This window comes from Halomonas huangheensis, assembly GCF_001431725.1.
Taxonomy (GTDB): Bacteria; Pseudomonadota; Gammaproteobacteria; order Pseudomonadales; family Halomonadaceae; genus Halomonas; species Halomonas huangheensis.
Genome location: NZ_CP013106.1, coordinates 3590000 through 3615334 on the forward strand (window position 1 = coordinate 3590000; position 25335 = coordinate 3615334).

The 25335-nt window shown below is 59.3% G+C and carries 20 protein-coding genes; 3 read left to right on the plus strand and 17 right to left on the minus strand.

Annotated features, from left to right (window positions below; translation table 11 throughout):
* Positions 1 to 210 precede the first annotated feature (210 nt).
* The 10 genes from AR456_RS15495 to AR456_RS15540 all read right to left on the minus strand — a co-directional run bounded on the left by AR456_RS15495 (position 211) and on the right by AR456_RS15540 (position 13083).
* On the minus strand, positions 211 to 1092 hold the full coding sequence (locus AR456_RS15495; protein WP_021818432.1) for a hypothetical protein: 882 nt from the start codon (positions 1090 to 1092) through the stop codon (positions 211 to 213).
* A complete protein-coding gene (locus AR456_RS15500; protein WP_021818431.1) occupies positions 1082 to 2428 on the minus strand; it encodes an electron transfer flavoprotein subunit alpha/FixB family protein in 1347 nt (448 codons plus the stop codon). The genes AR456_RS15495 and AR456_RS15500 overlap by 11 nt, the downstream gene beginning before the upstream one ends.
* On the minus strand, positions 2425 to 4425 hold the full coding sequence (locus tag AR456_RS15505; RefSeq protein WP_021818430.1) for a (Fe-S)-binding protein: 2001 nt from the start codon (positions 4423 to 4425) through the stop codon (positions 2425 to 2427). Before AR456_RS15505 ends, AR456_RS15500 begins: the two co-directional genes overlap by 4 nt.
* A gap of 168 nt (positions 4426 to 4593) precedes the next feature.
* Positions 4594 to 6666, minus strand: coding sequence for a dimethylglycine demethylation protein DgcA (gene dgcA / locus AR456_RS15510; protein ID WP_021818429.1), 2073 nt, complete (start codon positions 6664 to 6666; stop codon positions 4594 to 4596).
* Positions 6667 to 6690: 24 nt separating this feature from the next.
* Positions 6691 to 7251 carry a 4-vinyl reductase gene (locus AR456_RS15515; RefSeq protein WP_021818428.1) on the minus strand — a complete coding sequence of 187 codons (561 nt, stop codon included), beginning with the start codon at positions 7249 to 7251 and terminating at the stop codon, positions 6691 to 6693.
* 102 nt (positions 7252 to 7353) lie between these two features.
* Positions 7354 to 8385, minus strand: coding sequence for a dipeptidase (locus AR456_RS15520; RefSeq protein WP_021818427.1), 1032 nt, complete (start codon positions 8383 to 8385; stop codon positions 7354 to 7356).
* A 303-nt stretch (positions 8386 to 8688) separates the two neighbouring features.
* A complete protein-coding gene (mtgA, locus tag AR456_RS15525; protein ID WP_021818426.1) occupies positions 8689 to 9387 on the minus strand; it encodes a monofunctional biosynthetic peptidoglycan transglycosylase in 699 nt (232 codons plus the stop codon).
* A 162-nt stretch (positions 9388 to 9549) separates the two neighbouring features.
* On the minus strand, positions 9550 to 10686 hold the full coding sequence (gbdR, locus tag AR456_RS15530) for a choline metabolism transcriptional regulator GbdR (RefSeq protein ID WP_021818425.1): 1137 nt from the start codon (positions 10684 to 10686) through the stop codon (positions 9550 to 9552).
* Between the two features lie 392 nt (positions 10687 to 11078).
* On the minus strand, positions 11079 to 11936 hold the full coding sequence (gene fghA / locus AR456_RS15535; RefSeq protein WP_021818424.1) for an S-formylglutathione hydrolase: 858 nt from the start codon (positions 11934 to 11936) through the stop codon (positions 11079 to 11081).
* Positions 11937 to 11973: 37 nt separating this feature from the next.
* Entirely contained in the window at positions 11974 to 13083 is a 1110-nt protein-coding gene (locus AR456_RS15540; protein WP_021818423.1) for an S-(hydroxymethyl)glutathione dehydrogenase/class III alcohol dehydrogenase, read from the minus strand.
* A gap of 331 nt (positions 13084 to 13414) precedes the next feature.
* On the opposite strand from AR456_RS15540, the gene AR456_RS15545 reads away from it, so the two are divergent.
* Entirely contained in the window at positions 13415 to 14317 is a 903-nt protein-coding gene (locus AR456_RS15545; RefSeq protein WP_021818422.1) for a LysR family transcriptional regulator, read from the plus strand.
* Between the two features lie 235 nt (positions 14318 to 14552).
* Here the strand turns inward: AR456_RS15545 and AR456_RS15550 are convergent, their stop codons facing one another.
* From AR456_RS15550 to AR456_RS15575, 6 genes are all read right to left on the minus strand, one after another.
* A complete protein-coding gene (locus AR456_RS15550; protein ID WP_021818421.1) occupies positions 14553 to 15536 on the minus strand; it encodes a branched-chain amino acid ABC transporter permease in 984 nt (327 codons plus the stop codon).
* A gap of 4 nt (positions 15537 to 15540) precedes the next feature.
* The gene (locus AR456_RS15555) at positions 15541 to 16428 is read right to left on the minus strand and encodes a branched-chain amino acid ABC transporter permease (RefSeq protein WP_021818420.1); all 888 of its coding nucleotides are present in this window, start codon (positions 16426 to 16428) and stop codon (positions 15541 to 15543) included.
* A 52-nt stretch (positions 16429 to 16480) separates the two neighbouring features.
* Positions 16481 to 17698: an ABC transporter substrate-binding protein gene (locus AR456_RS15560; RefSeq protein WP_021818419.1), complete on the minus strand. Its 1218-nt coding sequence runs from the start codon at positions 17696 to 17698 to the stop codon at positions 16481 to 16483.
* 81 nt (positions 17699 to 17779) lie between these two features.
* Positions 17780 to 18526, minus strand: coding sequence for an ABC transporter ATP-binding protein (locus AR456_RS15565; protein WP_021818418.1), 747 nt, complete (start codon positions 18524 to 18526; stop codon positions 17780 to 17782).
* Positions 18523 to 19296, minus strand: a complete 774-nt coding sequence (locus AR456_RS15570) for an ABC transporter ATP-binding protein (protein ID WP_021818417.1) — start codon at positions 19294 to 19296, stop codon at positions 18523 to 18525. Before AR456_RS15570 ends, AR456_RS15565 begins: the two co-directional genes overlap by 4 nt.
* A 345-nt stretch (positions 19297 to 19641) precedes the next feature.
* Complete coding sequence (locus tag AR456_RS15575; protein WP_021818416.1) at positions 19642 to 21021, minus strand: L-serine ammonia-lyase; 1380 nt, start codon at positions 21019 to 21021, stop codon at positions 19642 to 19644.
* Positions 21022 to 21285: 264 nt separating this feature from the next.
* Here AR456_RS15575 and AR456_RS15580 point away from each other — a divergent pair, with 264 nt between their 5' ends.
* On the plus strand, positions 21286 to 22212 hold the full coding sequence (locus AR456_RS15580) for a LysR substrate-binding domain-containing protein (RefSeq protein WP_021818414.1): 927 nt from the start codon (positions 21286 to 21288) through the stop codon (positions 22210 to 22212).
* A 116-nt stretch (positions 22213 to 22328) separates the two neighbouring features.
* Positions 22329 to 22979 (plus strand): hypothetical protein, encoded by a 651-nt coding sequence (locus AR456_RS15585; RefSeq protein ID WP_021818413.1) that lies wholly within the window; start codon positions 22329 to 22331, stop codon positions 22977 to 22979.
* A gap of 379 nt (positions 22980 to 23358) precedes the next feature.
* Here AR456_RS15585 and rpoD read toward each other — a convergent pair whose 3' ends face one another.
* Complete coding sequence (rpoD, locus tag AR456_RS15590) at positions 23359 to 25203, minus strand: RNA polymerase sigma factor RpoD (protein ID WP_021818412.1); 1845 nt, start codon at positions 25201 to 25203, stop codon at positions 23359 to 23361.
* Positions 25204 to 25335: the final 132 nt, after the last annotated feature.

The following is a 25335-nucleotide window of genomic DNA, read 5'->3' on the forward strand; positions in this document are numbered from 1 at the left end:
TCATCAACAAGCGCCTGCAGACGACGATCGCTGGCCCCAACGCTATTCGAAGGCATGATCATCGGCCATGGCCATCGGAACCCATCTGCTCATGGCGATCACCACACCCCTTCCAGAAAGCGACGAGCCCAGCCCAGTACGCAATGGTACCGGGCTGGGCATCGGAGTCATCAACTTGAATACAGCAACAACACTTTCCACGTCCCAGCGCTATTGCGACCGGCTCGAGCCTCCACGCCATACCCCTTCTTCCCGCAGCAGAGCAAGGATCGCTTCGGCGCCCTGCTGTGGAGTGACGTCCTTCAGCAACTTGCCACCACCACTGTCGGCCTTGGCCGCAGCGGCCTTGAAACGATCCCGCGCATTACTGGCGGTGACAATCTTCAAGCGCTTGGGACGAGGCCTGGCTGGCATCAGCGGCCACTCGAGCAGGTTGGCATCGGGCTGCAATTCTCCGACGGGCTCAAGCCGCTCAAGGCGTCCTCGACGAGCGGGACCAAAAGCACTTTGACGAGGCGTTGGTGCCGCAACATCGACGCTCAGCACAGCCGGTAACCGAACCTTGAGACGCCGCCGCTGACCACGTGGCAACGCCTGCAGCAATTGGGCATACCAGTGATCCGCCTCACGCTTTATCGACTCCACCGCCACCACACCGGGCACACTCGCCCAACCCAGCTCGTGGGCCAACGCTACGGGCACCAATCCAGAGCCTTCACCTTCTTCGGCACGCATGCCGCACAGTACCAGGCGAGGGCCGGAGGACACGTCATGTTGACGCAGGTAATCTCGCAGCAGGGGAAGCACATCTGTGCTGCTCTCGGTCTGAATCCAGTTGAGCGCATTCAGCCCCATGCCCAGATAATCGCGCAGCGCGCCTTCGGTTTCCGAATTGTCACAACCGGCATGGCAGGCCTCAAGAATCAACTGACGACCGCCTTCACCCAATCCCAGAGCCAACTCCAGTGCCCGAGCATCCAGATCGGCTCGCCGTGCTCGTTCGGTGAGGCCATGTCTTCCCACTGATACCAGCACATCGACCCGCAGTGCTCCCTTGGCCGAATCACCGGCACTACGCTCATCAAGCGACATCTCGGCTCTCCTCGGAAGTATCTCCACGCTCGGCTCGCGCCAGTTCCACCAGCGCGTCGAGCACAGCAGCAGAATCGGCGATCACCGACAGATCGGCGCGCTTGACCATATCGCACCCGGGGTCGGCATTGATCGCCACCACTCGATCACAGCGCTGTATTCCCTGCAGGTGCTGGATAGCCCCACTGATGCCCACAGCCACATAGACTCTGGCACTCACCCAGGTGCCGGTCGCCCCAACCTGGCGATGGCGTGGCATATGGCCGTCATCTACCGCTACCCGCGAGGCCCCTTCTGTCGCCCCCAACACCTCGGACGCCAGATGGAAACCATCCCAGTCACGTACACCGTTGCCCGCCGAGAGGATGAACTCGGCTTCGTCCAACGCAATGGCGGCAGGATCCACAGCCACCGCTCCCAGATCCTCGATGCGCGTCAAGGCAGATGGCAACTCACCACCCAGCACCTCGGAAAGCGCCAATTGCCTGGCCTCGTGACGCGTCTCGACGACCGGCTCACCACATTCGGCAAGGGCCAGTACGACCCTCGGCAACGAACGTGCCTGATCACGCCGACCGGAGCCGGACCGACACAGGCATTGCCACCCGGAGTCATCATCCGGATCAGCTCGCCAGACACCACAGGCCGGGCGTTCACCGAAGCTGATTGCCATGCGCCGCCCGAGATCTCCGCCACCAAGTGCGGTATCCGGCAACAGCCAATGCTGCGGTACTAGACTCGCATCCAGCGCACGCAAGGTGGACAGTCGCTCTTCCGGGACATAGCCATCACCAGACATCGGCAACAGAATGACTCTGTCTACACCGGCCTCATCCAGTCCCGGTGGCGGCTGATCGGCGAAGATCACCGCCAGGACCGCGCCCTGTCGCTTGAGGTCAGACTGCTGCGGATCATGGTCCGCCAGACGCCGCGCCAGGCCAAGCAGGTCACGATCATGAGACGTCAGGCGACCGCCGGAGGTGTCTGGCACTACTGCGATATGGAAGGCCGGGGCCTCGATGTAAACCTGGCTACGGTTATCCTTGACCGCCTTATGGTTCGTTGCGCTGGCCGCTCCGGTCTGCGCGCCACTGCGATCAATACGCTTGCGGCCATTGGCACCGACAAAGCCAATAGCGCGGGGATTGCGGCGAATACGGCCATTGGGGCCCATCCACTCGGCCTGAGCCTGTTCGCTCTGACCCAGGCCATTCAACCCCTGCTTTCCCAAACCCAGTGCCGCCAATGCCTGGGCATGCTCCGGATGCAAGCGATTGCGCGCCATCCACTCCAGGCGTGGATTACGGCGATTGAGCTGGGATTCTCCATGACTCATGTCGTCACCTCCACAGCAAGGTTGTCAGCCGACCGACCAGCGGCACGAACCGGAGTGGCCCGATCGCCGATCACCAGTGCATCGGCCACCAACTCGGCGATGTCACGTACCTCAGCAGTGGCATCAACCACACCTTCCAACATGGCAGTACACTGCGGACATCCGACTGCGACCAATTCCGCACCGCTTTCACCAACATCCTGCATACGCATATCGGGAATCCGCCGTTCGCCGGGGATATCAGTGATGGGCGCCCCACCACCTCCACCGCAGCAGCGCGAACGGAAACCGGAGCGCTCCATCTCACGCACTTCGATACCCAGTGCCGCAAGCACCTTGCGTGGCGCTTCATATTCACCGTTGTAGCGGCCCAGATAACAAGGGTCGTGGTACGTCACTGAGCCACCGTTCCAACCGCCCAGCGTCAAATATCCCGCATCCAATAGTTCGCTGATGAAGGTACTGTGATGACGCACGCGATAGTCGCCTCCCAGCGCGCCATACTCATTGGCTAGCACATGGAAACTATGGGGGTCGCAGGTAACGATGGTCTGGAAACGATACTGGGACAGGGTAGCGATATTGGCCCGTGCCAGGCGCTGGAATGTCGCCTCGTCACCAAGACGTCGCGCTACATCACCACTGTCGCGCTCTTCATCTCCCAGCACCGCGAAGTCGACACCACCGGCACGCAGTACCTTGACCAGTGCACGCAGGGTACGTTGGTTGCGCATGTCAAAGGCGCCATCACCCAACCACAGCAACACGTCCACCTGTATCAGGTCACGCATCAGCGGCAACTCAAGATCCGCCGCCCAATGCATGCGGGCAGCCGGGGCGTAGCCATTGGGGTTGTCGGTGGCGATCAGATTGTCGATCACTTCCGCACCCTTGCCCGGTGTCTTGCCCTGCTCCAGGGTCAGATGACGACGCATATCGACGATGGTATCGACATGCTCGATCATCATCGGGCACTCCTCGACGCAAGCCCGACAGGTCGTGCACGACCACAGCGTATCGGCATCCAGCAGCGCGCCACCGGCCTCGACCACAATCGGCCCGCCGGGTTGCCCTTGATGCTCACCCAGCGGCTTGCCGGGATATGGCGATCCAGCGAACTGCGCATCGCTGTTGCCGGTCATGCCCAGCACCATGTCCTGAATCAGCTTCTTGGGATTGAGCGGCTGCCCCGCAGCAAAAGCTGGGCACACAGCTTCGCAACGGCCGCACTGCACACAAGCGTCGAAGCCGAGACGCTGGTTCCAGGTAAAGTCCTCGGGGTTGGCCACGCCCAATGGCGCCTGAGGATCATCCAGATCCAGTGCCTTGAGGCCGGTCGAGCGATGTACCTTCCCCTCGCGATCGGACTGACTGGTGGAGAAGCGTTCAGCACGGCGGTGGAATGCAAGGTGCAAGGCTCCGGCGAAAGCATGCTTCATCGGCCCGCCCCAGGTCATGCCGAAGAACATCTCGCCGAGGCCCCAGACCAGCACCACAACCAGTACGATGGCCAGGATCCAGCTACCGAAGTCTTCCGGCAACAGACCGACCGTCGGCAGCGTGATCAGGAAAACGCTCAGCGAGAAGGCCATCAGGCTCTTCGGCAGGCGCATCCAGGGGCCCTTCGACAGCCGCGCCGGTGGGTTGCGCCGACGCCGGGCCACGAACAGGCTGCCCACGAACATGCAAGTGCTGGCCGCCAGCAACAGCCAGCCGAGCACGCCCTCGGCCAGGCCCAGGCCATGGACCAGGATCATCAGCACCGCCGCCGCGACGAAGCCGCCAGCGGTGGCCACGTGGGTATTGGACATCACCTTGTCGCGGCCGACCACATGGTGCAGATCCACCAGGTAGCGACGCGGCATGGCGGCGAGGCCCTTGAGAATGGGTACGGGCGAAGGTCGCCCCTGGCGCCACAGGCGGACACGCCGCCCGGCGCCGATCACCGCCAGCGCGAGCGCGGCGAAGATCAGGATCGGCAATAGCGTCTCGAGCATGGTACTCACCTCTCCTCGATGAGGAGCCGTAAGCCTCGAGCTGTAAGCGGTAAGTCACCTCACCCCTCCTGGAAACCCGGTCGACGAGATGAGCCGCTCCAGTGCTCATCTCGCCATACGTTGGGAAAGAAGTTCCTACAGCTTCCGGCTTACAGCTTATGGCTGGGGTTAAAAATCCTTGCAGAGGCGCAGGGCGTCGTAGATCGCCGCGTGGGTATTGCGCGGTGCGGTGCAGTCACCCAGCCGGAACAGCAGCGGTCCGTCGCCTTCCTCGGCGAGGCAGGGCTGGGGCTCGATGGCGTAGAGAGCCTCCAGGTCCATCTGTCCCTTGTTGCGAGACCCGGGCTTCAAGGCGTAATAGAGTGCCTCGTCGGGACGCACGCCGTTCTCCACCACCACCTGGTCGACGACCCGCTCCTCCTGGACACCGGTGTACTCGTTCTCGAGCACCGCCACCAGAGAGTCGCCCTCCCGGTAGACCTTGTGCAGCATCAGGTCAGAGGTCATGATCACCTCCTTCTCGTAGAGGCTACGATAGTAGGTCGGGAAGGTGGTGCCCCCCACCGCCGCACCAGGCTTGATGTCGTCGGTGACGATCTCGACCTTGGCGCCCTTGTCGGCCAGGTAGTCGGCCGCAGACATGCCTGAGAACTCACACGGGGCATCGTAGATCAGCACGTTCTTGCCAGGCTCCACCTTGCCGTTGAGCACGTCCCAGGTGCTGACCACCAGACTCTCCTCGGGATTCTCCGAGTAGCCCCACTCCGGGTACTGGTCCAGGTATGGTCGGCCACCGGTAGCCAGCACCACGATGTCCGGACGCAGGTCGAGGAGAGAGGCCTCGTCGGCTCGGGTGCCGAGGCGCAGATCGACCTTGAGGCGCGTCAGCTCGAGCTGGTACCAGCGGGTGATACCAGCGATCTGATCACGCTGCGGGGCCTTGGCAGCGGTGGTAATCTGTCCGCCCAGCGCCTCATCCGCCTCGAACAGCGTCACATCATGACCGCGCTCGGCGGCCACCCGCGCCGCCTCCATGCCACCGGGACCGCCACCAACCACCACCACCTTGCGCCTGGGTCCCTCAGAACGCTCGATGATATGCGGCAGGCCCATGTATTCCCGGGAGGTGGCAGCGTTCTGGATGCACAATACGTCCAGACCTTGATACTGGCGGTCGATGCAGTAGTTGGCACCCACGCACTGCTTGATCTGGTCGATCTGGCCCATCTTGATCTTGGCGATCAGGTGCGGGTCTGCGATATGCGCCCGGGTCATGCCTACCAGATCCACGTAGCCACCCTCCAGGATACGTTCGGCCTGATTGGGGTCCTTGATGTTCTGGGCATGGATCACCGGGACGGAGACCACTTCCTTGATGCCCGCCGCCAGGTGCAGGAAGGGCTCCGGCGGGAAGGACATGTTAGGGATGACGTTGGCCAGGGTGTCATGGGTGTCGCAGCCTGAACCCACCACACCGAAGTAATCCACCTGACCGGTGGCGTCGTAGTAGGCGGCGATCTGCTTCATATCCTCGTGGGACAGGCCGTCCGGGTGGAACTCGTCGCCACAGATGCGCATGCCGACCACGAAGTCGTTGCCGACTTCCTCACGTACGGCCTTGAGCACTTCCATGCCGAAGCGCATACGTTTCTCGAAGCTGCCGCCCCACTCGTCCTCACGCTTGTTGACGCGCGGACTCCAGAACTGGTCAATCAGATGTTGGTGTACAGCGGACAGCTCGACGCCGTCGAGGCCGCCCTCCTTCGCCCGCCGCGCGGCCTGGGCGAAGTCACCGATGATCCGCCAGATCTCCTCTTCCTCGATGGCCTTGCAGGTGGAGCGGTGGACCGGCTCGCGGATGCCGGAGGGCGACAGCAGGGTCGACCAGTCGTAGCCGTCCCAGCGCGAACGACGCCCCATATGGGTGATCTGGATCATGATCTTGCCGCCATGCTTGTGCACGGCATCGGCCAGATTCTGGAAATGGGGGATGATGCGGTCAGTGGACAGGTTGACCGAGCTCCACCAGGCCTGAGGACTGTCGATGGAGACTACGGATGAACCGCCGCAGATGCACAGCCCGCAGCCACCCTTGGCCTTCTCCTCGTAGTACTTCACGTAGCGGTCGGTGGTCATGCCGCCATCGGTGGCATAGACCTCGGCATGAGCGGTACTTACCACTCGGTTGCGAATAGTCTGGCTGCCGATCTTGATCGGCTGGAAGATCGCGTCAAAGGCCATGATGAGACTCCTCGGTCCGGTGGATCAGCCCTGATGAGGGGCGCTGCTGGACACAGATTGCGGGTGGACTTCGAAACGGCCCACATCGCAGCCTTCCTCGGCAGCACTCTGAACCTGCACGGCAACCGTGCGTAGGTCTGTTCCGCGTGCGGAGAGAATCTGATCCATGGCTCCTGCAAACCAACCGGTGAACATATACTCGACCTTGCGTCCGACCTTGCCCAGTTGATAGACGAAGGCGCTGTGTTCGAGGCGCACACTGGCGGTGCCGGCATCGAGGTCAATCGACTCGGTGATGAAGTGTCCCCAACCACGCTGAGACAGACGTTTCATGTAATGTTCGAACACTGCCTCACCTTCGAGCCCGTGGCACTCGGCCTCCTTCTCACACCAGTGCCAGGCACTCTTGTAGCCCGCGTGATAGAGAATGTCGGCATAACGCTCGGCGCCCAGCGCCTCTTCGACGGCAACATGGTTATTGATGAAGAAGTGCCGTGGCACATACAGCATCGGCAGCGCATCGGTCGTCCAGACGCCAGTCTCAACGTCCACTTCGATCGGTAGTTCGGGGGCCATCTTGGTCACGGTTGGTACCTCGGAAACTTGTCGTTATTGCGGAATCGGTCCTGCCGGGCGCTTATAGTCGCGCCCAGCATGGAGCTTTCCGTGTCATAAGAGTGAGGGGGGTCAGGCTCCCCAGACGTCCTTGAGCACTCGCACCCAGTTCTCGCCCATGATCTTGCGCACCTGCTGCTCGCTCAGGCCGCGCTTGAGCAATGCCTCAGTGAGGTTGCCGAACTCGCCGATGGTGCGAATGCCTCTGGGGTTGATGATCTCGCCGAAGGAGGTCAGGCGGCGTGCATAGCCCTTGTCATGGGTCAACCACTCGAAGAACTGCTGATCCTGGCCCTGAGTGAAGTCGGTGCCGATGCCGATGGCATCCTCGCCGACGATATTCATCACGTACTCGATGGCCTCGACGTAGTCGTCGACGGTGGCGTTGACACCAGCACGCAGGAAGGGAGTGAACATGGTGACACCGACGAAGCCACCGTGGTCGGCGATGAACTTGAGTTCCTCGTCGGACTTGTTGCGTGGATGCTCCTTGAGTCCTGACGGCAGGCAGTGGGAGTAACACACAGGCTTCTGCGACTCGAGAATCACCTCCTGAGAGGTGTTGCTGCCAACATGCGACAGGTCACACATCACTCCGACCCGGTTCATCTCGGCGACAATCTCGCGACCGAAATCAGACAGGCCACCATCGCGCTCATAGCAACCGGTACCGACCAGGTTCTGGGTGTTGTAGCACATCTGAACAATACCCACGCCGAGCTGCTTGAAGATCTCGACATAGCCGATCTGATCCTCGAAGGCATGGGCATTCTGGAAACCGAAGATGATGCCGGTCTTGCCTTCCTGTTTCGCACGACGGATATCCTCGGTCGTGCGTACCGGCAATACCAGATCGCCACACTCCTCCATCAAGTGGTTGGAGGCGACGATATTGTCGACCGTGGCCTGAAAGCCTTCCCAGACGGATACGGTACAATTGGCAGCGGTCAGGCCGCCGCGCTGCATATCCTCGAAGAGCTCGCGGTTCCATTTGGCAATGACCAGGCCATCAATCACCGTCGCTTCACGGTGAAGCGCGGAAGCATCCGTAGTGCTCGGCTCTTGATGAGGGGCACTGGGCGGATGGGTAAAGGGAGTGTTCATCGCGTCGATCCTCACCGGTAGCTGGACAGCACGCTCGAAAGCGCGTCATGCCGGCAGGATAGCGCTGCATCCATAGCGCCCGTCGCCTGATTACGACGACGAGAATTCCAAAAGCGTCATGCTCAGTCTGAATGCGACAGACAGGTATTCGGGGAGGAGCAAAGAGCAGTCTCACAACAACCTGAGTTCCATCGATAAAAGCCCGCAGGGTTTGGGGTTCAAGCTCGAGCATAGCGTTCTCGTCACTCGACGCTCACCATTGCGGGTACGTACAGCTTATAACTTACCGCTTACAGCTCATCGTTAAAGCCTATCCAGATACCTCACTCCGAGATTATTCATCTGTCGCTGTATCCATGCAGCGTGGCGGGCAGTGACAGGGCCTGGACTCGATGCACTGCGTTCCAGTGGATTGGGGAGGACCGCGGCAAGACGCGCAGCCTGGGCCTGGCTCAACTGATCAGCATCAACGCCAAAGTAGTGCTGGCTGGCCGCCTGGATACCGAAGACCCCACGATCAAACTCGACGATATTGAGATACACCTCAAGAATTCGCTCCTTGGACCACAGAATTTCGATCAGCAGAGTGAACCAGGCTTCGAAGCCCTTGCGAATCCAGTCACGGCCAGTCCACAGAAACAGGTTCTTGGCGGTCTGCTGAGAGATGGTACTGGCGCCGCGCAAGGAGCCGCCATTCATGCTGCTCTCAATGGCTCGGCGCAATTCCACGAGATCAAAACCGCCATGGTCAGGAAAGCGCTGATCCTCGGCGGCGATCACCGCTAGCCGAGCATAGTCGGAAATCTCCCTGTCAGGACGCCACTGCTGCTGGATGTTCAGCGGCTCGCCGGAGAACCACGAACTGATTTCGCGCTCCAGCATCACCATCGAGCCGAACACCGGTACCACGCGAAATATCAGCACCAGCAATACCGAGCCGAGAGCAAATGCCAGCGCCACGCGCAGCGCAATTCGTGAAGCGGGACGCCACCAATCAGCCATGCCACAGATTCCAGACGGGAAATATATCGATGCAGTATACCAATCCACAGACCGACTGCCTGCGATCCTGCATTCAAGCCATCACCGCAGCATAGCGACACCTCCCACTACCGTTATCGGTAGAGGAAGGTGATAGCAGGGTTTTTCTCTCAGAGGCGAGTCTCAGGGGCGCGGGGCGATACGCAAGCTCCCGTAGGTGGGTTCTCCCCGGGCACGGTCAAGCGCTGCCATGGCTCGCGAGACCGGCTCCATGGTCAGACTGTCATCCAGTAGTGGCACAGGCCCAGGGGTGGGGGAAACCACTGGAGAAAAGCTACTCCAGCCGAGGCGTTCCTCCCGTGGAGGGATACCAAAACACTCGCGGTAGCACTTGGAGAAATGAGGCGTGGAGACGAAGCCACAGGCCGCCGCGATGTCGATGATCGATAGCGAGGTCTGCTTGAGCAGTTGCCGTGCCCGGTTGAGGCGCAAGCGCATGTAGTAACGCGAGGGCGAGCAATGCAGATTACGCTGGAACAGGCGCTCAAGTTGTCGTCTGGAGAGACTAACGTAGCTCGCCAGTTCGTCGAGATCGATGGGCTCCTCGAGGTTGGCCTCCATCAGCGCGACGATCTCCTGTAGTCGCGGCTGGGTGGTGCCCAACACATGCTTGAGCGGCACCCGCTGCTGATCCTGCTCACCACGCACTCGATCGTAGATGAACATATCGGAGATGCCGGCCGCCAGTTCACGTCCGTGATCACGACCGATCATGGTCAGGATCATGTCCATCGGCGCCGTACCACCGGAAGCCGTACAACGCTCCCGGTCAATGGCAAACAGCTTCGGGGTCAGACGGATACCCGGATAGGCTTCCTGGAGTGCCGCCTGACACTCCCAATGGGTGCTCACTTCATAGCCATTGAGCAAACCCGCTCGGGCCAACGCCCACGCACCGGTACACACCGCACCGAAACGCTTCACCTGGCGGCTCTGAGCTCGTAGCCAGCTGACATGGCCATTGGCGACTGTCTGTGTCGGCGCAATACCTCCGCAGACCACAATCATATCCAGCGACAAGGGCACCGTCGTCGAGGTGTCCGGTGTCACCGTGAGCCCGTCACTGGCCTGAACTTCCGAGCCATCCAGACTCAGCGTGAACCAGCGGTACAGCTCCTGGCCGGACAGCTGATTGGCCATACGCAACGGCTCGATAGTCGAGGCCAGGGAAATCAGGGTGAAATTATCAAGCAGCAGAAAACCTATAGTCTGGGGAGCGGTGCCGCCAGGCGTCACCGGAGGTTTCACGGTCATAGTCATGGTCATCTCCATCGTGGTCGGTGCCGCTGCTGAACGCCGAACCGCGCGCCAGATCAAGTCCCGTGCCACCATGCTTGCTTTATTTTTGGCATTGCCTGGAGTAAGGAAGCGTTTCTTTCATCCTTGAGCTGCCACTTTATGACGCTGTTGCGAAACGCGCATTCAAATATTCTCTATCACCCCCCCCCTACATAGTTGTTTGCGACAATGATGTCGCAAACAACTATGTCACAAACAACCATGTCACAAACAACCATGTCGCAAACAACCATGTCGCAAACGACATTGCCACCCCGGCTTCCATTGCGTCGCCAGCGTACGCCAGATATGCAACAGGCCAGTTCCGAGAACGGAACTGGCCTGCCTGTCGACGCTTGTTTGCCGCACAGCTTTCAGCGTTTGGCGTAGAGCCGCTCGGCGTGATAACGAAGGTGATCCTCGATGAAGCTGGCGATGAAGTAGTAGCTGTGGTCATAGCCCGGCTGGCGACGCAGCGTCAGCGGGTGATCATGCTCGGCACAGACTGCCTCCAGGCGCTCGGGGCACAACTGCTCATCAAGGAAGTCATCGGCATCGCCCTGGTCGATGAACAATGGCTGACGAGATGCACCGCGCGCCACCAACTCACAGGCATCGTACTGCGTCCACGCGCTGACATCGTCCCCCAGGTAGGCGCCAAGAGCCTTGCGTCCCCAGGGGCACTGGGTTGGATTGACGATCGGCGCAAATGCTGACACTGAGCGATAGTGTCCTGGGCGCCGCAGCGCCAGAATCAAGGCACCGTGACCGCCCATGGAGTGACCACTGATCGATTCACGTCCGTTGAGCGGAAAATGCTGACGCACCACCGAGGGCAGTTCCTCGGTCACGTAGTCATACATCCGGTAGTGCGCCTTCCAGGGTTCGCGGGTGGCATTGACGTAGAATCCCGCCCCGGAACCCAGATCATAACTGTCATGCTCACCAGGCAGATCAGTGCCACGCGGACTGGTGTCCGGACACAGGATGGCCACCCCCAGTTCTGCCGCCAGGCGGTGAGCACCGGCCTTTTGCATGAAGTTCTCGTCAGTACAGGTCAGGCCAGACAGCCACCACAACAGTGGAACCTTACCGACCTCCGCCTGAGGTGGCAGAAAGATGGCAAAGGTCATTTCGCAATCCAGCGCACGCGAGCGATGGCGATAGCGTTTGTGCCAACCGCCATGGCTGCGATTGGCACTGACCAGTTCCAGCTGTTCAGACATACTCATGGGCGACTCCCCTGCGACTCTCGGCGATGACCTGTGGTCAGTAATGCAGCACGGTACGGATGCTCTTGCCGGCGTGCAATAGTTCAAACGCTTCGTTGATCTGCTCAAACGGCATGTTGTGGGTGATGAAGTCGTCAATCTTCAGCTCACCGTTCATATAACGCTCAACATAACCCGGCAGCTCGCTGCGCCCCTTGACGCCACCGAAGGCAGAGCCTTTCCATACGCGGCCGGTCACCAACTGGAAGGGGCGTGTCGAGATTTCCTGACCAGCGCCAGCGACACCGATAATCACCGATTCACCCCAGCCCTTGTGGCAGCACTCCAGCGCCGAACGCATCACATTGACGTTACCGATACATTCGAAGGAGTAATCCACACCGCCATCGGTCATATCGACGATGACCTGCTGGATCGGATCACTGTAATCCTTCGGATTGACGAATTCGGTAGCACCGAACTGGCGCGCCAGCTCGAACTTGTCGGGATTGACGTCGATGGCAATGATGCGCGACGCCTTGGCCATCTGTGCGCCCTGAATAACGGCCAGACCAATCGCGCCCAGACCGAAGACAGCCACCGTGGAGCCCGGTTCGACCTTGGCGGTATTGAGCACCGCACCGATCCCGGTGGTCACACCACAGCCCAGCAGACAGACCTTGTCGAGCGGAGCCTCCTTCGAGACCACGGCCAGCGAAACCTCCGGCACCACGGTGTACTCGCTGAAGGTCGAGGTGCCCATGTAGTGATACAGCGGCTTGCCTTCCAGCGAGAAGCGTGAGGTGCCATCCGGCATCACGCCCTTGCCCTGGGTGGCGCGCACGGAACCACAGAGGTTGGTCTTGCCGGAGAGGCAGAATTTGCACTTGCCGCATTCGGCGGTATACAGCGGGATCACATGATCCCCCGGCTTGACGCTGGTCACGCCCTCGCCCACTTCCTCGACGATACCTGCGCCTTCATGGCCCAACACCGCAGGGAACAAGCCTTCGGGGTCATCACCGGAAAGCGTATAGGCATCAGTATGACAGACACTGGTGGCCACAATCCGAACCAGTACCTCACCGGCCTTCGGCCCAGCCACGTCAATTTCGGTCAGGGTAAGGGGCTTGCCGGCTTCCAATGCAATCGCAGCGCGAGACTTCATGTTCGACTCCTTGACGGATCAGCGCCGCGCACAGGCGACGCCAGAGAAAAGAGGGGCTATCGATTCCGATGGCTCATATCTCAAAGGCTCGGATCTTGAAAGCGCTAAGTGAAGTCTAGTCGCCAGAACGTACTGTAATAAACCGCACCAACGGAATAACATTGTTGCCATACTGCAATAATGAAGGAAACAGGAAAACCAGAAGGAAGAGAGAAGATACCAGAAGGAAGAAAGTTCGGCTGCAGGCGACAAGCTGTCAGATGTCATCCCAAGAGCTATTGCTTCTTCCCTCTTCTCCCTTCTCTCTTGCAACTGATCAGGAGTCGCATCCATGCATCCCTGGGAAGGAATCGAGGCATTTATCGAGGTCGTGCGCCAGGGAAGCTTCGCCGGTGCCGCGCGACGGCTCGATGTATCCAGCTCGCATGTCAGCCGCCAGGTTGCGGCTTTGGAACGCCGCCTCAATACCACGCTGCTGTATCGCACCACCAGACGCATTCGGCTGACCGAAGCGGGGCGCCTCTATCATCAACAGTGCGATGCGCTGATTGACGGATTCCGGGATGCCGACTCGGCGGTAAGGGATCTCGAGGCCAAGCCCCGCGGCGAGATCGCACTGACCTGCGCCACTACCTTCGGTGAGCGCTTTGTGGCGCCGTTGATCAATGATCTACTGGCCCAGCACCCTCTACTCAGCCTGCGCCTGTATTTCACCAACCGCCAGGCCGATCTGCTCGAGGAAGGCTTCGATATTGGTATCCGCATGGGAACGCTGGAAGACAGCTCCATGATTGCTCGACGGTTGGCTGACCGGCGCGAATATGTGGTCGGTTCGGTGGATTACTTCCAGCGCCACCCGCAGCCGCATACGCTATCGGAACTGCGCCACCATCGCTGCCTGCATGGGTCTCGTGATCGCTGGCGATTTGCCGTGAATGGGGTAGCACGCGAGGTGACCGTCAAGGGTCCCTGGCAGGGCAACTCGGGGCCGGCGCTGCTGGATGCGGCCCTCAAGGGGTTGGGGCTGGCCCAGTTACCGGATTACTACGTAGAACAACACCTGGCAACCGGCGAACTGATCTCGGTACTCGACAACCACCGTCACGGTGATACAGGTGTCTGGGCTGTCACCCCTCACCACCGACATCGTTCGCCTCGAGTCAGGCTGGTCATCGACTACCTCGCAGAGCATCTGGGATCGCGGCTTCCCCATCGAACGCCGGATCGGCAGTAGACTCGCGGAGCCATACCGCTCATCCCGATACAACGGTCGAGCGCGGGACCACTGTCACCCACCAATGAGTGTGCGACACCACGGTCACTGGCAACAGCTGCGTCAGGCGAAAGAATGTCGTCCTGAGATGCCCGGCGGAAGACTCCAGACAGACGCAGCTACGCCCGCTCGAGCATAATCTCGGGCGGGCGCTGGTGTCACACGGAGCAAGGGCACAAAGCCGATCACGACTCGCTCACTTGAAGTTCTTGCGCACGATCAGACCTATCTCTCCGACGATACCACTGCGGAAGCTCAGCACACAGATCACGAAGATTGCGCCAAGAATCACGCTAACCCAATTGCCCAATGGTGACTGCGCCAACTGTGTCTGCAGCCCGACCACCAGACCGGCACCCACCAATGGGCCGAATAGGGTGCCCACCCCACCGAGCAGGGTCATCAGGATCACCTCGCCGGACATGTGCCAGTGAGCGTCGGTCAGCGAAGCGAGTTGAAAGACGACCGACTTGGTAGCACCAGCCAATCCTGCCAGGCCAGCGGAGATCACGAAGGCTACCAGCTTGTAGGCGTCAACGTTGTAGCCCAGCGACAACGCCCTGGGTTCGTTCTCACGGATGGCCTTGAGTACCTGACCAAAGGGTGAATGGACCGTACGCTGGATGATGGCAAAGCCGATCAGAAACACCGCGAACACGAAGTAATACATGTTGAGGTTGTCACGCAGATTGATCAGTCCGAACAACTCTCCACGCGGCACCCCATGCAACCCATCCTCACCACCGGTGAACGGCGCCTGAACAAAGAAGAAGTACACCATCTGCGCCAGCGCCAAAGTCACCATGGCGAAGTAGATTCCCTGGCGACGAATCGCCAGGGCTCCGAACAGGATTCCCAGCACGACCGCCGCAACGGTGCCAAGCAGGATACCGAGCTCTGGAGTCAGTCCCGGATGGTTGGCCAGCAAAGTGCCCGTGACATAACCACCGGTGGCCAGGAAAGCGGCGTGCCCGAAAGACAGCAAACCTGCAAAGCCAAGCAGCAGATTGAAGGCACATGCGAATAGTGCAAAACACAGCACCTTCATCAGGAATACCGGATAGGCAACGAACGGTGCCGCCAGGCCAATGGCAATCAGCACCATGTAGAGCGCGCAGCGACGCCGTTGCGCCTTGCGACGGCGCTGCATTGCTGGAGTCAAGGTTTGAGTTATTGCCATGATGTCATGCCTCCTTGCCGAAGAGTCCCGCAGGACGCAGCATCAAAACCACTACCATCACCAGGAAGATCACGGTATTGGCTGCCTCGGGGTAGTACACCTTGGTGAGCCCCTCAATCAGCCCCATGCCCAGGCCGGTGACAATCGCTCCCAGAATGGAACCCATGCCGCCGATCACCACCACGGCAAAGACCACGATCAAAAGGCTCGACCCCATGGTGGGCGAGACCGGATAGAGCGGCGCGGCCAGCACACCAGCAAAGGCCGCCAGCGCCACACCGAAACCGTAGGTCAGCGTAATCAGTTGTGGCACGTTGACACCGAACGCCTGCATCAATGCTGGATTCTCGGTGCCGGCACGTAGGTAGGCACCGAGACGAGTCCGCTCGATGATGAACCAGGTCGCAAGGCAAACGCCGAGCGCCGCCACCAGCACCCAGCCACGATAGGTCGGCAGAAACATGAAGCCGAGCTGAAAGCCTCCCTGAAGTGACGCCGGAATCGGATAGCTGGAGCCCGAAACCCCGAGGAAATTGACCAGAACTCCCTCGAAGATCAGTGCCAAACCGAAGGTGAGCAACAATCCATAGAGGTGGTCGAGATGGGCAATGCGCCTCAGAATGAGGCGTTCGATCAGCGCACCCAGACCACCAATCACCAGTGGTACCAGCAACAACGCCACCCAGTAGTTGATGCCCAGATACTGCAGCCCCAGCAAGGCGGCAACAGCACCCAACATATATTGAGCACCGTGGGCGAAATTGACGATCTTCAACAAACCGAAGATCACAGCCAGTCCCAGGCTCAGCAGGGCATAAAAGGCACCGTTGATCAGGCCCAGCATCAGTTGCCCGATGAATACCGCCAGCGGTACTCCGAATATCATCGTCATAGCATGAAGCTCCCCTCAACTTGGCGGCGGCCGTGGCCGCCGCCGGCTCCGCTCAGTTCTGCACCAGCTTGCACTGGCTCTCGGAAAGCGGTCGGAACGCGTCCTCGGCGGGAATGGTGGAAAGGATCTCGTAGACGTCCCATTCACCTTCGGAGTCGGCCGGAGCCTTCACCTGGGCCAGGTACATGTCATGGATCATTCGGCCATCCTCACGAATACGGCCATTGCGAGAGAAGAAATCTTCTACCGGTGTCGCCATCATCTGTTCCTTGACAGCCTCTGGGTCGTCGCTCCCTACCTCAGCCATGGCATTGAGGTAGTGCTGAGTGCTGGAATAAACGCCTGCCTGGACCATGGTTGGCATCCGCCCTACCCGTTCGTAGTAGCGCTCTGCCCACTCACGGGACGCGTCATCCATGTCCCAGTACCACCCCGTGGTGAGCAGCAGCCCTTGGGTAGTATCGATCCCCATGGCATGAACGTCGTTGAGAAAGATCAGCAAGCCGGCGAGTTGCTGTCCAGATTGGGTCAGGCCGAACTGACTGGCCGTAGTGATGGCATTTACGGTATCCGAGCCAGCGTTCGCCAACCCTATGATCTTCGCCCCGGACCCCTGGGCCTGGAGGATATAGGAGGAGAAATCACTGGTCGGAAAAGGATGATGCACTCCGCCAACGATCTCGCCACCGTTGTCTTCCACCACCTTGGTGACATCCTCTTCCAGCGCGTGACCAAATGCATAGTCGGCGGTGAGCAGGAACCAACTATCGCCACCCTGCTCCACTACCGCCCTGGCAGTTCCATTAGCCAGTGGATAGGTGTCATAGACCCAGTGAATATGGTTCGGTGTACAGTGTTCGTTGGTGATGCTGGACGCCGCTGAGCCGGAGACAATCCCCAGGCCACCGGCTTCCTCGAGCACTTTGGTCACGGCAATGGTCACCGAGGACGCGACAAGGCCAGCCACCAGATCAACGTCCTGCACATCCAGCCACTCGCGCACGGTATTGGCGCCTACATCTGCGCTGTTGCGGTCGTCGGCGCTGATGATCTCGATCGGAGCACCGTTTACCTCACCACCAAAGTCTTCCACGGCCATTTCCAGAGCGGCCAACCCACCAGGCCCAGCGAGATCGCGATAGGTGCCTGACATATCCGCCAGGTAACCGATACGTACTACATCATCACTCATCTGTGCCTGGCTTCCTGAAGCCATCAAGGCGGTAGTCAGCGCGATACTGCTGGCAAGGCTCTTGCGACAGAACGTCATTGTCATCTCCGTTGCCCACAAGGGGCCGTTTGTTGTTGTCAGTACGGTTGCTGCCTGATACCGGGAGTAATATCTGGTTCGTCACACTCCCAGCCGTGCATTGAGATCCTCGCGCCGTGAAGGCAGCTCGGCGGCGCTGATCTCTTCGATGACGCGGCCATGTTCCATGACAAAGTGGCGGTCGGCGAGCGGGGCAGCAAAACGAAAGTTCTGCTCCACCAGCACGATCGTCATGCCGCGCGATTTGAGCTTCTCCAGCACCTCGCCCAGCGCCTGAACAATCACCGGTGCCAATCCTTCGGTAATCTCATCGAGCAGCAGCAAGCGTGCGCCGGTACGCAGGATGCGTGCCATGGCCAGCATCTGCTGTTCACCTCCGGACAGTCGGGTCCCCTGGCTGCGGCGCCGCTCCCAGAGGTTGGGGAACATCTCGTAGATCTCGTCGATGGACATCCCGCCCGAGCGCACTGTCGGTGGCAGCAGCAGGTTTTCCTCAACATCGAGGCTGGCGAAGATGCCGCGCTCCTCAGGGCAGAAACCGATGCCAAGGCGCGGAATTCGATGCGGTTTCATGGCCAGGGTCTCGGTGCCGTTGACCACGATCGAGCCGGTACGCCGACCTACCATGTTCATGATTGCCTTGAGCGTCGTACTACGACCGGCACCATTGCGCCCCAGCAGGGTGACCAGTTCACCGCGCCTTACATCAAAATCAACGCCATGGAGAATATGCGACTCGCCATAGAAAGCGTGAAGGTCGCTGACCCGCAAGAACTCGCTGCCTTCCTGCCCTTGATATTCAGAGAGCGCTTCGGCTGTCTGGTTCATGCGCCACCCTCCTCTACCACCGCCTCGCTCCCCATATAGGCTTCGCGGACCAGCGGGTCACGAGAGACACTCTCGTAATCGCCCTCGGCAAGCACACTGCCACGAGCCAATACGGTAATACGGTCGCACAGCCGACTGACCACACTGAGGTTATGTTCCACCATCAGCACAGTGCGCCCGGCAGAAACTCGACGAATCAGTTCAACGATGCGGTCCACGTCCTCGGCCCCCATACCCTGGGTGGGTTCGTCCAGCAGCATCAGCGGCGGCTCCAGTGCCATGGTGGTCGCCACTTCAAGTGCTCGTTTGCGGCCGTAGGGCATCTCCACTGTAAGCACATCGGCATAGCCGCGTAGTCCTACCTCTTCGAGCAGTGCCATCGCCTGCTCGTTGAGCGGTTCAAGAGAACGTTCGGACTTCCAGAAATGAAAGGAAGTGCCCAGCCGACGCTGTAGTGCCACTCGCACATTCTCCAATGCCGTCATATGGCCGAACACTGCAGAAATCTGAAAGGAGCGCACCATCCCCAACCGGGCAATATCGCTGGCCTTTCTGCGGGTGATAGGCTTGCCTCGGAAGAGAATCTCGCCGCGGGTCGATGGCAGGAATCTGGTGAGCAGATTGAAGACCGTCGTCTTGCCGGCCCCGTTGGGGCCGATCAGGGCATGGATGTGTCCTTCACGGACCTTCAGGTTGATGTTGTCTACGGCAGTGAAGCCGCGAAACTCCTTGGTCAACCCACGAGTTTCCAGGATGTACTCTTCGGTCATGCGATGTCCTCTCTGGATCACCGCCCGGGTGATCCACCTTTGGTACATTTATGCTTGTTATACGCCGCTGCTGTAGTGGCCCGATCAGCATTGGAGAGACCGAGGTGATAATCAGCGGCTTACATGACACTTTACGTAAACGTAAGCTAGAAGAGTGAGAGAGAGTCGGCAATAGCGGCATTGGTCGAACTCGACCAATGGTGTAGATGCAGCATATTCAATAGCTTGCAAACGAAACATGCCGATTCAAACAGAATCGGCATCGCCATGTCTTGAAATATGCAGTCGCCATAACCTGCGGCGAAAAATCTCATGCAACGCGGAAGGAGAACAACACACCGGGGATCAACACTCGATAGCGTTGACCGCCAGACCACCCTTTGAGGTTTCCTTGTACTTTTCCTGCATGTCGGCACCGGTATCACGCATGGTGCGAATTGCCTTGTCCAGCGAGATGAAGTGCTCGCCGTCGCCGCGACAGGCCATCAGTGCAGCATTGATCGCCTTGACGGAAGCGATGGCATTGCGCTCGATGCAGGGCACCTGCACCAGGCCGCCAACCGGGTCACAGGTCAGGCCAAGGTTGTGCTCAAGGCCGATCTCCGCAGCATTCTCAACCTGAGGCACAGAGCCGCCCATGACTTCCGCCAGGCCAGCCGCCGCCATTGCGCAAGCCGAGCCGACCTCGCCCTGACAGCCGACCTCGGCGCCGGAGATCGAAGCATTCTTCTTGCACAGGATGCCTACTGCGCCTGCGGTCAGCAGAAAGCTCACCACATCACGTTCCGAGGCATCGCGCTGGAACTTCATGTAATAGTGCAGCACGGCAGGGATGATGCCTGCGGCGCCATTGGTCGGTGCGGTAACCATGCGCCCACCGGCAGCATTTTCCTCATTCACCGCCAGTGCAAAGACATTGACCCAGTCCATGGCCGAGAAAGTCGAGGCAATCAGGCCGGTGTCCTCACCCATGGCTTCCAGACGACGATGCAAGGCGGCTGCACGGCGCTTGACGTTCAGTCCACCGGGTAGGATACCTTCGGTCTCGAGACCACGATTGACGCAATCCTGCATCGCTTGCCAGATATCCCACAAACCTGCACGCACCTCCGCCTCGGAACGCCATGCCTTCTCGTTTTCCATCATCAGTTCACTGATGGAGAGGTCATGCAGACGGCACAGCGCCATCAATTCTGCAGCGCTATTGAAATCGTAAGGCAGTGCCGTGGTATCGGAATCCAACGAACCTTCACGCGCCTGAGCCTCGTCAACGACGAAGCCGCCACCGATGGAGTAATACGTCTCACGGGCCAGCTCTTCGCTGTGCCCTTTTGCTATGAGAGTCATGGCATTGGGGTGATAAGGCAGACTCTCGTCGTGCCACTGCAGGTCACGCGCCCAAATAAAGGGCACGGCTACACGGCCATCGAGCATCAGAGTCTGGCTCTCGAGCAGTTCTTCAACGCAGGGCGCAACCATCGCCGGGTCAATCCGGTCTGGGCGCTCGCCCATCAGCCCCATGACGGTGGCGAAATCGGTGGCATGCCCCTTACCGGTGGCCGACAACGAGCCGTAGAGATGGATTTCCAGACCGGCAACTCGCTCAATCAGGTCATCACGCTGTAGAGCCGCCACGAAGTCATAGGCAGCGCGCATCGGCCCTACGGTATGAGAGCTCGATGGACCGATACCAATCTTGAACAAGTCGAACACACTGATGGCCATGGGGTTTTGCCTCTTGCTGTCGGTCACTGCGGCCCGGGCCGCTATTGTCATGATCACGGCGACACGAATCGCACGCTCATGACCTTGTTGTCTGTGTGGCCTGCGTCAGACCAGCTAAAGCCACAGCATCAAATGGATGCCTACGACACTATGCTGTCCCCCATGGACAGGCTAGACAACGCAGAATATCTGTTTTTCACTATAGCTCAGCTAAACCATAAGCTCAGTTGAACCCTCCACCCTCCTGAACAGGTTGCCACCTCCATGAGCCGACTGCTCAACGCTCAGACCCACGCCTGGCTGAAGGGCTTCGCTGTCAGCGCTCGCCATCTCTCCTTTACTCGCGCCGCGGAGGAGCTTCATGTCACCACGGGAGCGGTCAGCCAACAGATCAAGCAGTTGGAGGACCGGCTCGGTTTCAAGCTGTTCCGACGCCTGCCTCGCCGTCTGGAACTGACCGAGGAAGGCAAGCGTCTTGCAGCAGTTGTCGATGATGCCTACCAGGCTGTAGGACTCGAGGTCCGACGCCTACGCAGCGGCGTCATGAGTGGTGTGATCCGTTTGCGCTCGGTACCTTCATTTCTCAACAAGTGGTTGATGCCGCGCCTGCCCCGTCTACAGGCGAGATTTCCCGATATCGAGCTGCATATCACCGCCGAAGACAGCAACATATCGCTGCGCGATGGCGACTTCGATATCGCCATCGACCTCAATGATGGCCACTATCCAGGACTCATCATTACGCCATTGATGGAAGAGCGAATCTTTGCGGTGTGCTCACCAAGCCTGCTCAAGGGCCGTCCCCCCTTGCGCCGCCCTGAGGATCTCGCCTGGTACCCGTTACTGCATGACATCACCGCCTGGCGCGGCAGCCAGGAGTACGGCGAGTGGCGCCACTACCTGGCCGCTGTCGGAGCTCCGTCAATCAACCTCGAACGCGGCTATACCTTCAATCGTAATCACCTGACGATGGATGCCGCCATCGCCGGAATGGGCGTGGCGATTGCAAGGGAAACGCTGATCACCAGCGAACTGGATACTGGTGCATTGATTGCACCCTTTCGAGCCCGCGTCGATACCGGCAAACACTACGGCATTGTGTACGCTGGCGGGGCTCTCGATGATCGACGCGTCAAAGCGGTACACGACTGGATTGTCGAGGAGGTCAATCGGGCCACGCTGCCCACATAAGCAGCAAATGACTCACAGAAATTGTGTAAATCTCCGTAGGAAACGTCGATAAAGAGACAGGAAAACGCCACTTTGGTATTATTCCGCGCTTCCTGTTTTACCGAGGAGATTACGGGATGCGCGACACCTCCCCCGATGTACCACCTGTTATCAGCTTCCGCGCGACCTGCGTCAGGGCTACTCTTTACATTCTGACCATCGGTGCGGTAATGCAGGGGGTGCTTTGGGAGGCGAGCCTGCCCGATGCCCTGCGCTTCACTGAAATCGGGTTTACCGAGTCCATGCAGTCGCTGTGCCTGCTGATCAGTTGCGCCTTGTTGATCTATGCTCGCCAGGTGCTCAAGGGGCTACCACACGTCACCCTGCTGATGTTTGGTCTGCTCGGCTCCGCCATCATTCGCGAACAGGATTTCTTTCTCGACGCTTATGTCTTCGACGGTGCCTGGCAAACCCTGGTCACACTGCTGTTGATGCCGATCCTGTACTGGGTCATCCGCCATCGCCACAGCTTTGTACGTGAGTTCGAGAGCTTCGCCGAGAGTTTCTCCTTCGGCTTTTTTGCCTCAGGCTTTCTGTGCACCTTTGTCTTCTCGCGCCTGTTTGGCCGTGGTGAGTTATGGGAAGCGCTGCTCCACGACAACTATGTGCGCGTCTTCAAGGATGCCGCAGAAGAAGTCACCGAACTGTTCGGTTACCTACTGTTGCTCTACGCGATGATCGAACTGGTGCTATGGATTCGTCGCCATCAACTGGCACGTAAGCCGTAAGCCGTAAGCCGTAAGCCGTAAGCCGTAAGCCGTAAGCCGTAAGCCGTAAGCCGTAAGCCGTAAGCCGTAAGCCGTAAGCCGTAAGCCGTAAGCCGTAAGCCGTAAGCCGTAAGCCGTAAGCCGTAAGCCGTAAGCCGTAAGCCGTAAGCCGTAAGCCGTAAGCCGTAAGCAACGAGTATCGGGCTGCGAGCCACGAGCTGACAAGCGCCGCTCTGCGGTTCATAGACAAGGCCCGGGACTCGGGGTTACTTACTTCTTACCTCTTGCTTCTCACCTCTCACAGCTTACCGCTCGAACTACTTACAGTTAGCTCATCAGCATAAACAAAAGCCCGCAGAGCTCAGCTCTGCGGGCTTTCTGTTTGCAGCCGACGGGAGAGTTACTCGTCGAGGAAGGATCGCAACGGTTCGGAGCGCGTTGGATGACGCAGCTTACGCAGCGCCTTGGCCTCGATCTGACGAATACGCTCACGGGTTACATCGAACTGCTTACCGACTTCCTCGAGGGTATGGTCGGTATTCATGTCGATACCGAAGCGCATACGCAGCACCTTGGCCTCACGGGCGGTAAGGCCACCCAGCACGTTACGCGTTGCTTCGATCAGGCCTTCACCGGTGGCCGAGTCGATCGGCAATACCATGGTTGAGTCCTCGATGAAGTCACCCAGGTGTGAATCATCGTCATCACCGATGGGCGTCTCCATGGAGATCGGCTCCTTGGCGATCTTCAGCACCTTACGCACCTTGTCCTCGGGCATTTCGAGGCGCTCACCCAACTCTTCCGGTGTCGGCTCACGGCCCATTTCCTGGAGCATCTGCCGTGACACACGATTGAGCTTGTTGATGGTCTCGATCATGTGTACCGGAATACGGATAGTCCGGGCCTGGTCGGCGATAGAGCGCGTGATCGCCTGGCGAATCCACCAGGTCGCATACGTCGAGAACTTGTAGCCACGACGGTACTCGAACTTGTCCACTGCCTTCATCAGACCAATGTTGCCTTCCTGAATCAGATCCAGGAACTGCAGGCCGCGGTTGGTGTATTTCTTGGCGATGGAAATAACCAGTCGCAGGTTGGCCTCGACCATTTCCTTCTTGGCCCGGCGAGCCTTGGCTTCACCAATGGAGAGCTTGCGATTGACTTCCTTGATCTCGCTGACCGGCAGACGAACCATCTCTTCTTCGAAGGAGATCTTGCGCTGGGCACGCTGTACGTCGCCACGCAGATCCTTCATGCGCTCGGCATAACGCTCGTTGGCGGCCATGAAGTCATCGAGCCAATCAAGGCGTGATTCGTTACCGGGGAACGCCTTGATGAAGGTCTTGCGGGGCACCTTGGCCTGCTTGACCAACAACTGCATCACAGATTTTTCCTGCGCCCGCACCTGCTCGACACTGATCCGGACCTGACCAACCAGGCGCTCGAAATGCTTGGGCACCAGTTTGATCGGCGAGAACAATTCGGCAAGACGCGCCAGCTCTTCCTGGGCCTGTGCAGACTTACGACCATTTGCCTCGATTGCCGCATCAGCAAGAGCGCTCTGCTCACGAATCTGCTCGAAACGAGCGCGCGCCTCTTCGGGATCGGGACCACCGCCGCTGTCATCTTCCTCTTCAGCGTCGTCATCCTCATCGCCTTCACTATCGGCGCTGGTGTCTTCCTCGACCTCGGGCACATCAGCCTCGGCGACGCCAGGAATGCCCTCATCAGGGTCTATAAAACCGGAGAACAAATCAGACAAACGGCCCGGAGCCTCTTCATCCTGAGTCGCGTCATAAGCTGCGAGAATGGAATCGACGGCACCTGGCAGATAGGCAAGCGCTGACATCACCTCTCGGGTGCCTTCTTCGATGCGCTTGGCGATCTCGATCTCGCCTTCACGGGTCAGCAGTTCCACTGTTCCCATTTCGCGCATGTACATACGCACCGGGTCCGTGGTACGCCCCACATCACTCTCGACCGCAGCCAGCGCAGCAACAGCTTCTTCTGCGGCGCTTTCATCGGTTGAGTGATCGGACATCATCAGGGTATCTTCATCAGGAGCCTCTTCGACGACGCTGATACCCATGTCATTGATCATGCCGATGATATCTTCGACCTGATCGGGGTCGGCAATATCTTCGGGAAGGTGGTCGTTGACCTCGGCATAGGTCAGGTAACCCTGTTCCTTGCCGCGCGCGATCAACTCCTTCAGACGTGACTGCTGCTGCGCATTTCCAGCCATAGAAACCCTATCTCGACGAAGAAGAATGAAGCACCTGTAGTACGAAGGCGGAGAAAACTCGGTAAGCCGAACAGTATAGCGGATTTTGTCACTATTCTGCCAGCCAGGAGTGTTTGCGCGGTCACTCAGGTG

Excerpts from the sequence above, each read along its gene's own strand:
- gbdR (WP_021818425.1), bottom strand. The coding sequence starts at position 10,686 with ATGACTATGACCGTGAAACCTCCGGTGACGCCTGGCGGCACCGCTCCC.
- AR456_RS15540 (WP_021818423.1), bottom strand. The coding sequence starts at position 13,083 with ATGAAGTCTCGCGCTGCGATTGCATTGGAAGCCGGCAAGCCCCTTACC.
- AR456_RS15545 (WP_021818422.1), top strand. The coding sequence starts at position 13,415 with ATGCATCCCTGGGAAGGAATCGAGGCATTTATCGAGGTCGTGCGCCAG.
- AR456_RS15495 (WP_021818432.1), bottom strand. The coding sequence starts at position 1,092 with ATGTCGCTTGATGAGCGTAGTGCCGGTGATTCGGCCAAGGGAGCACTG.
- AR456_RS15555 (WP_021818420.1), bottom strand. The coding sequence starts at position 16,428 with ATGACGATGATATTCGGAGTACCGCTGGCGGTATTCATCGGGCAACTG.
- AR456_RS15580 (WP_021818414.1), top strand. The coding sequence starts at position 21,286 with ATGAGCCGACTGCTCAACGCTCAGACCCACGCCTGGCTGAAGGGCTTC.
- rpoD (WP_021818412.1), bottom strand. The coding sequence starts at position 25,203 with ATGGCTGGAAATGCGCAGCAGCAGTCACGTCTGAAGGAGTTGATCGCG.
- AR456_RS15520 (WP_021818427.1), bottom strand. The coding sequence starts at position 8,385 with ATGAACACTCCCTTTACCCATCCGCCCAGTGCCCCTCATCAAGAGCCG.
- AR456_RS15565 (WP_021818418.1), bottom strand. The coding sequence starts at position 18,526 with ATGAACCAGACAGCCGAAGCGCTCTCTGAATATCAAGGGCAGGAAGGC.
- AR456_RS15560 (WP_021818419.1), bottom strand. The coding sequence starts at position 17,698 with ATGACGTTCTGTCGCAAGAGCCTTGCCAGCAGTATCGCGCTGACTACC.
- AR456_RS15505 (WP_021818430.1), bottom strand. The coding sequence starts at position 4,425 with ATGCTCGAGACGCTATTGCCGATCCTGATCTTCGCCGCGCTCGCGCTG.
- dgcA (WP_021818429.1), bottom strand. The coding sequence starts at position 6,666 with ATGGCCTTTGACGCGATCTTCCAGCCGATCAAGATCGGCAGCCAGACT.
- AR456_RS15585 (WP_021818413.1), top strand. The coding sequence starts at position 22,329 with ATGCGCGACACCTCCCCCGATGTACCACCTGTTATCAGCTTCCGCGCG.
- AR456_RS15570 (WP_021818417.1), bottom strand. The coding sequence starts at position 19,296 with ATGACCGAAGAGTACATCCTGGAAACTCGTGGGTTGACCAAGGAGTTT.
- AR456_RS15550 (WP_021818421.1), bottom strand. The coding sequence starts at position 15,536 with ATGGCAATAACTCAAACCTTGACTCCAGCAATGCAGCGCCGTCGCAAG.
- AR456_RS15575 (WP_021818416.1), bottom strand. The coding sequence starts at position 21,021 with ATGGCCATCAGTGTGTTCGACTTGTTCAAGATTGGTATCGGTCCATCG.
- AR456_RS15500 (WP_021818431.1), bottom strand. The coding sequence starts at position 2,428 with ATGAGTCATGGAGAATCCCAGCTCAATCGCCGTAATCCACGCCTGGAG.
- fghA (WP_021818424.1), bottom strand. The coding sequence starts at position 11,936 with ATGAGTATGTCTGAACAGCTGGAACTGGTCAGTGCCAATCGCAGCCAT.
- mtgA (WP_021818426.1), bottom strand. The coding sequence starts at position 9,387 with ATGGCTGATTGGTGGCGTCCCGCTTCACGAATTGCGCTGCGCGTGGCG.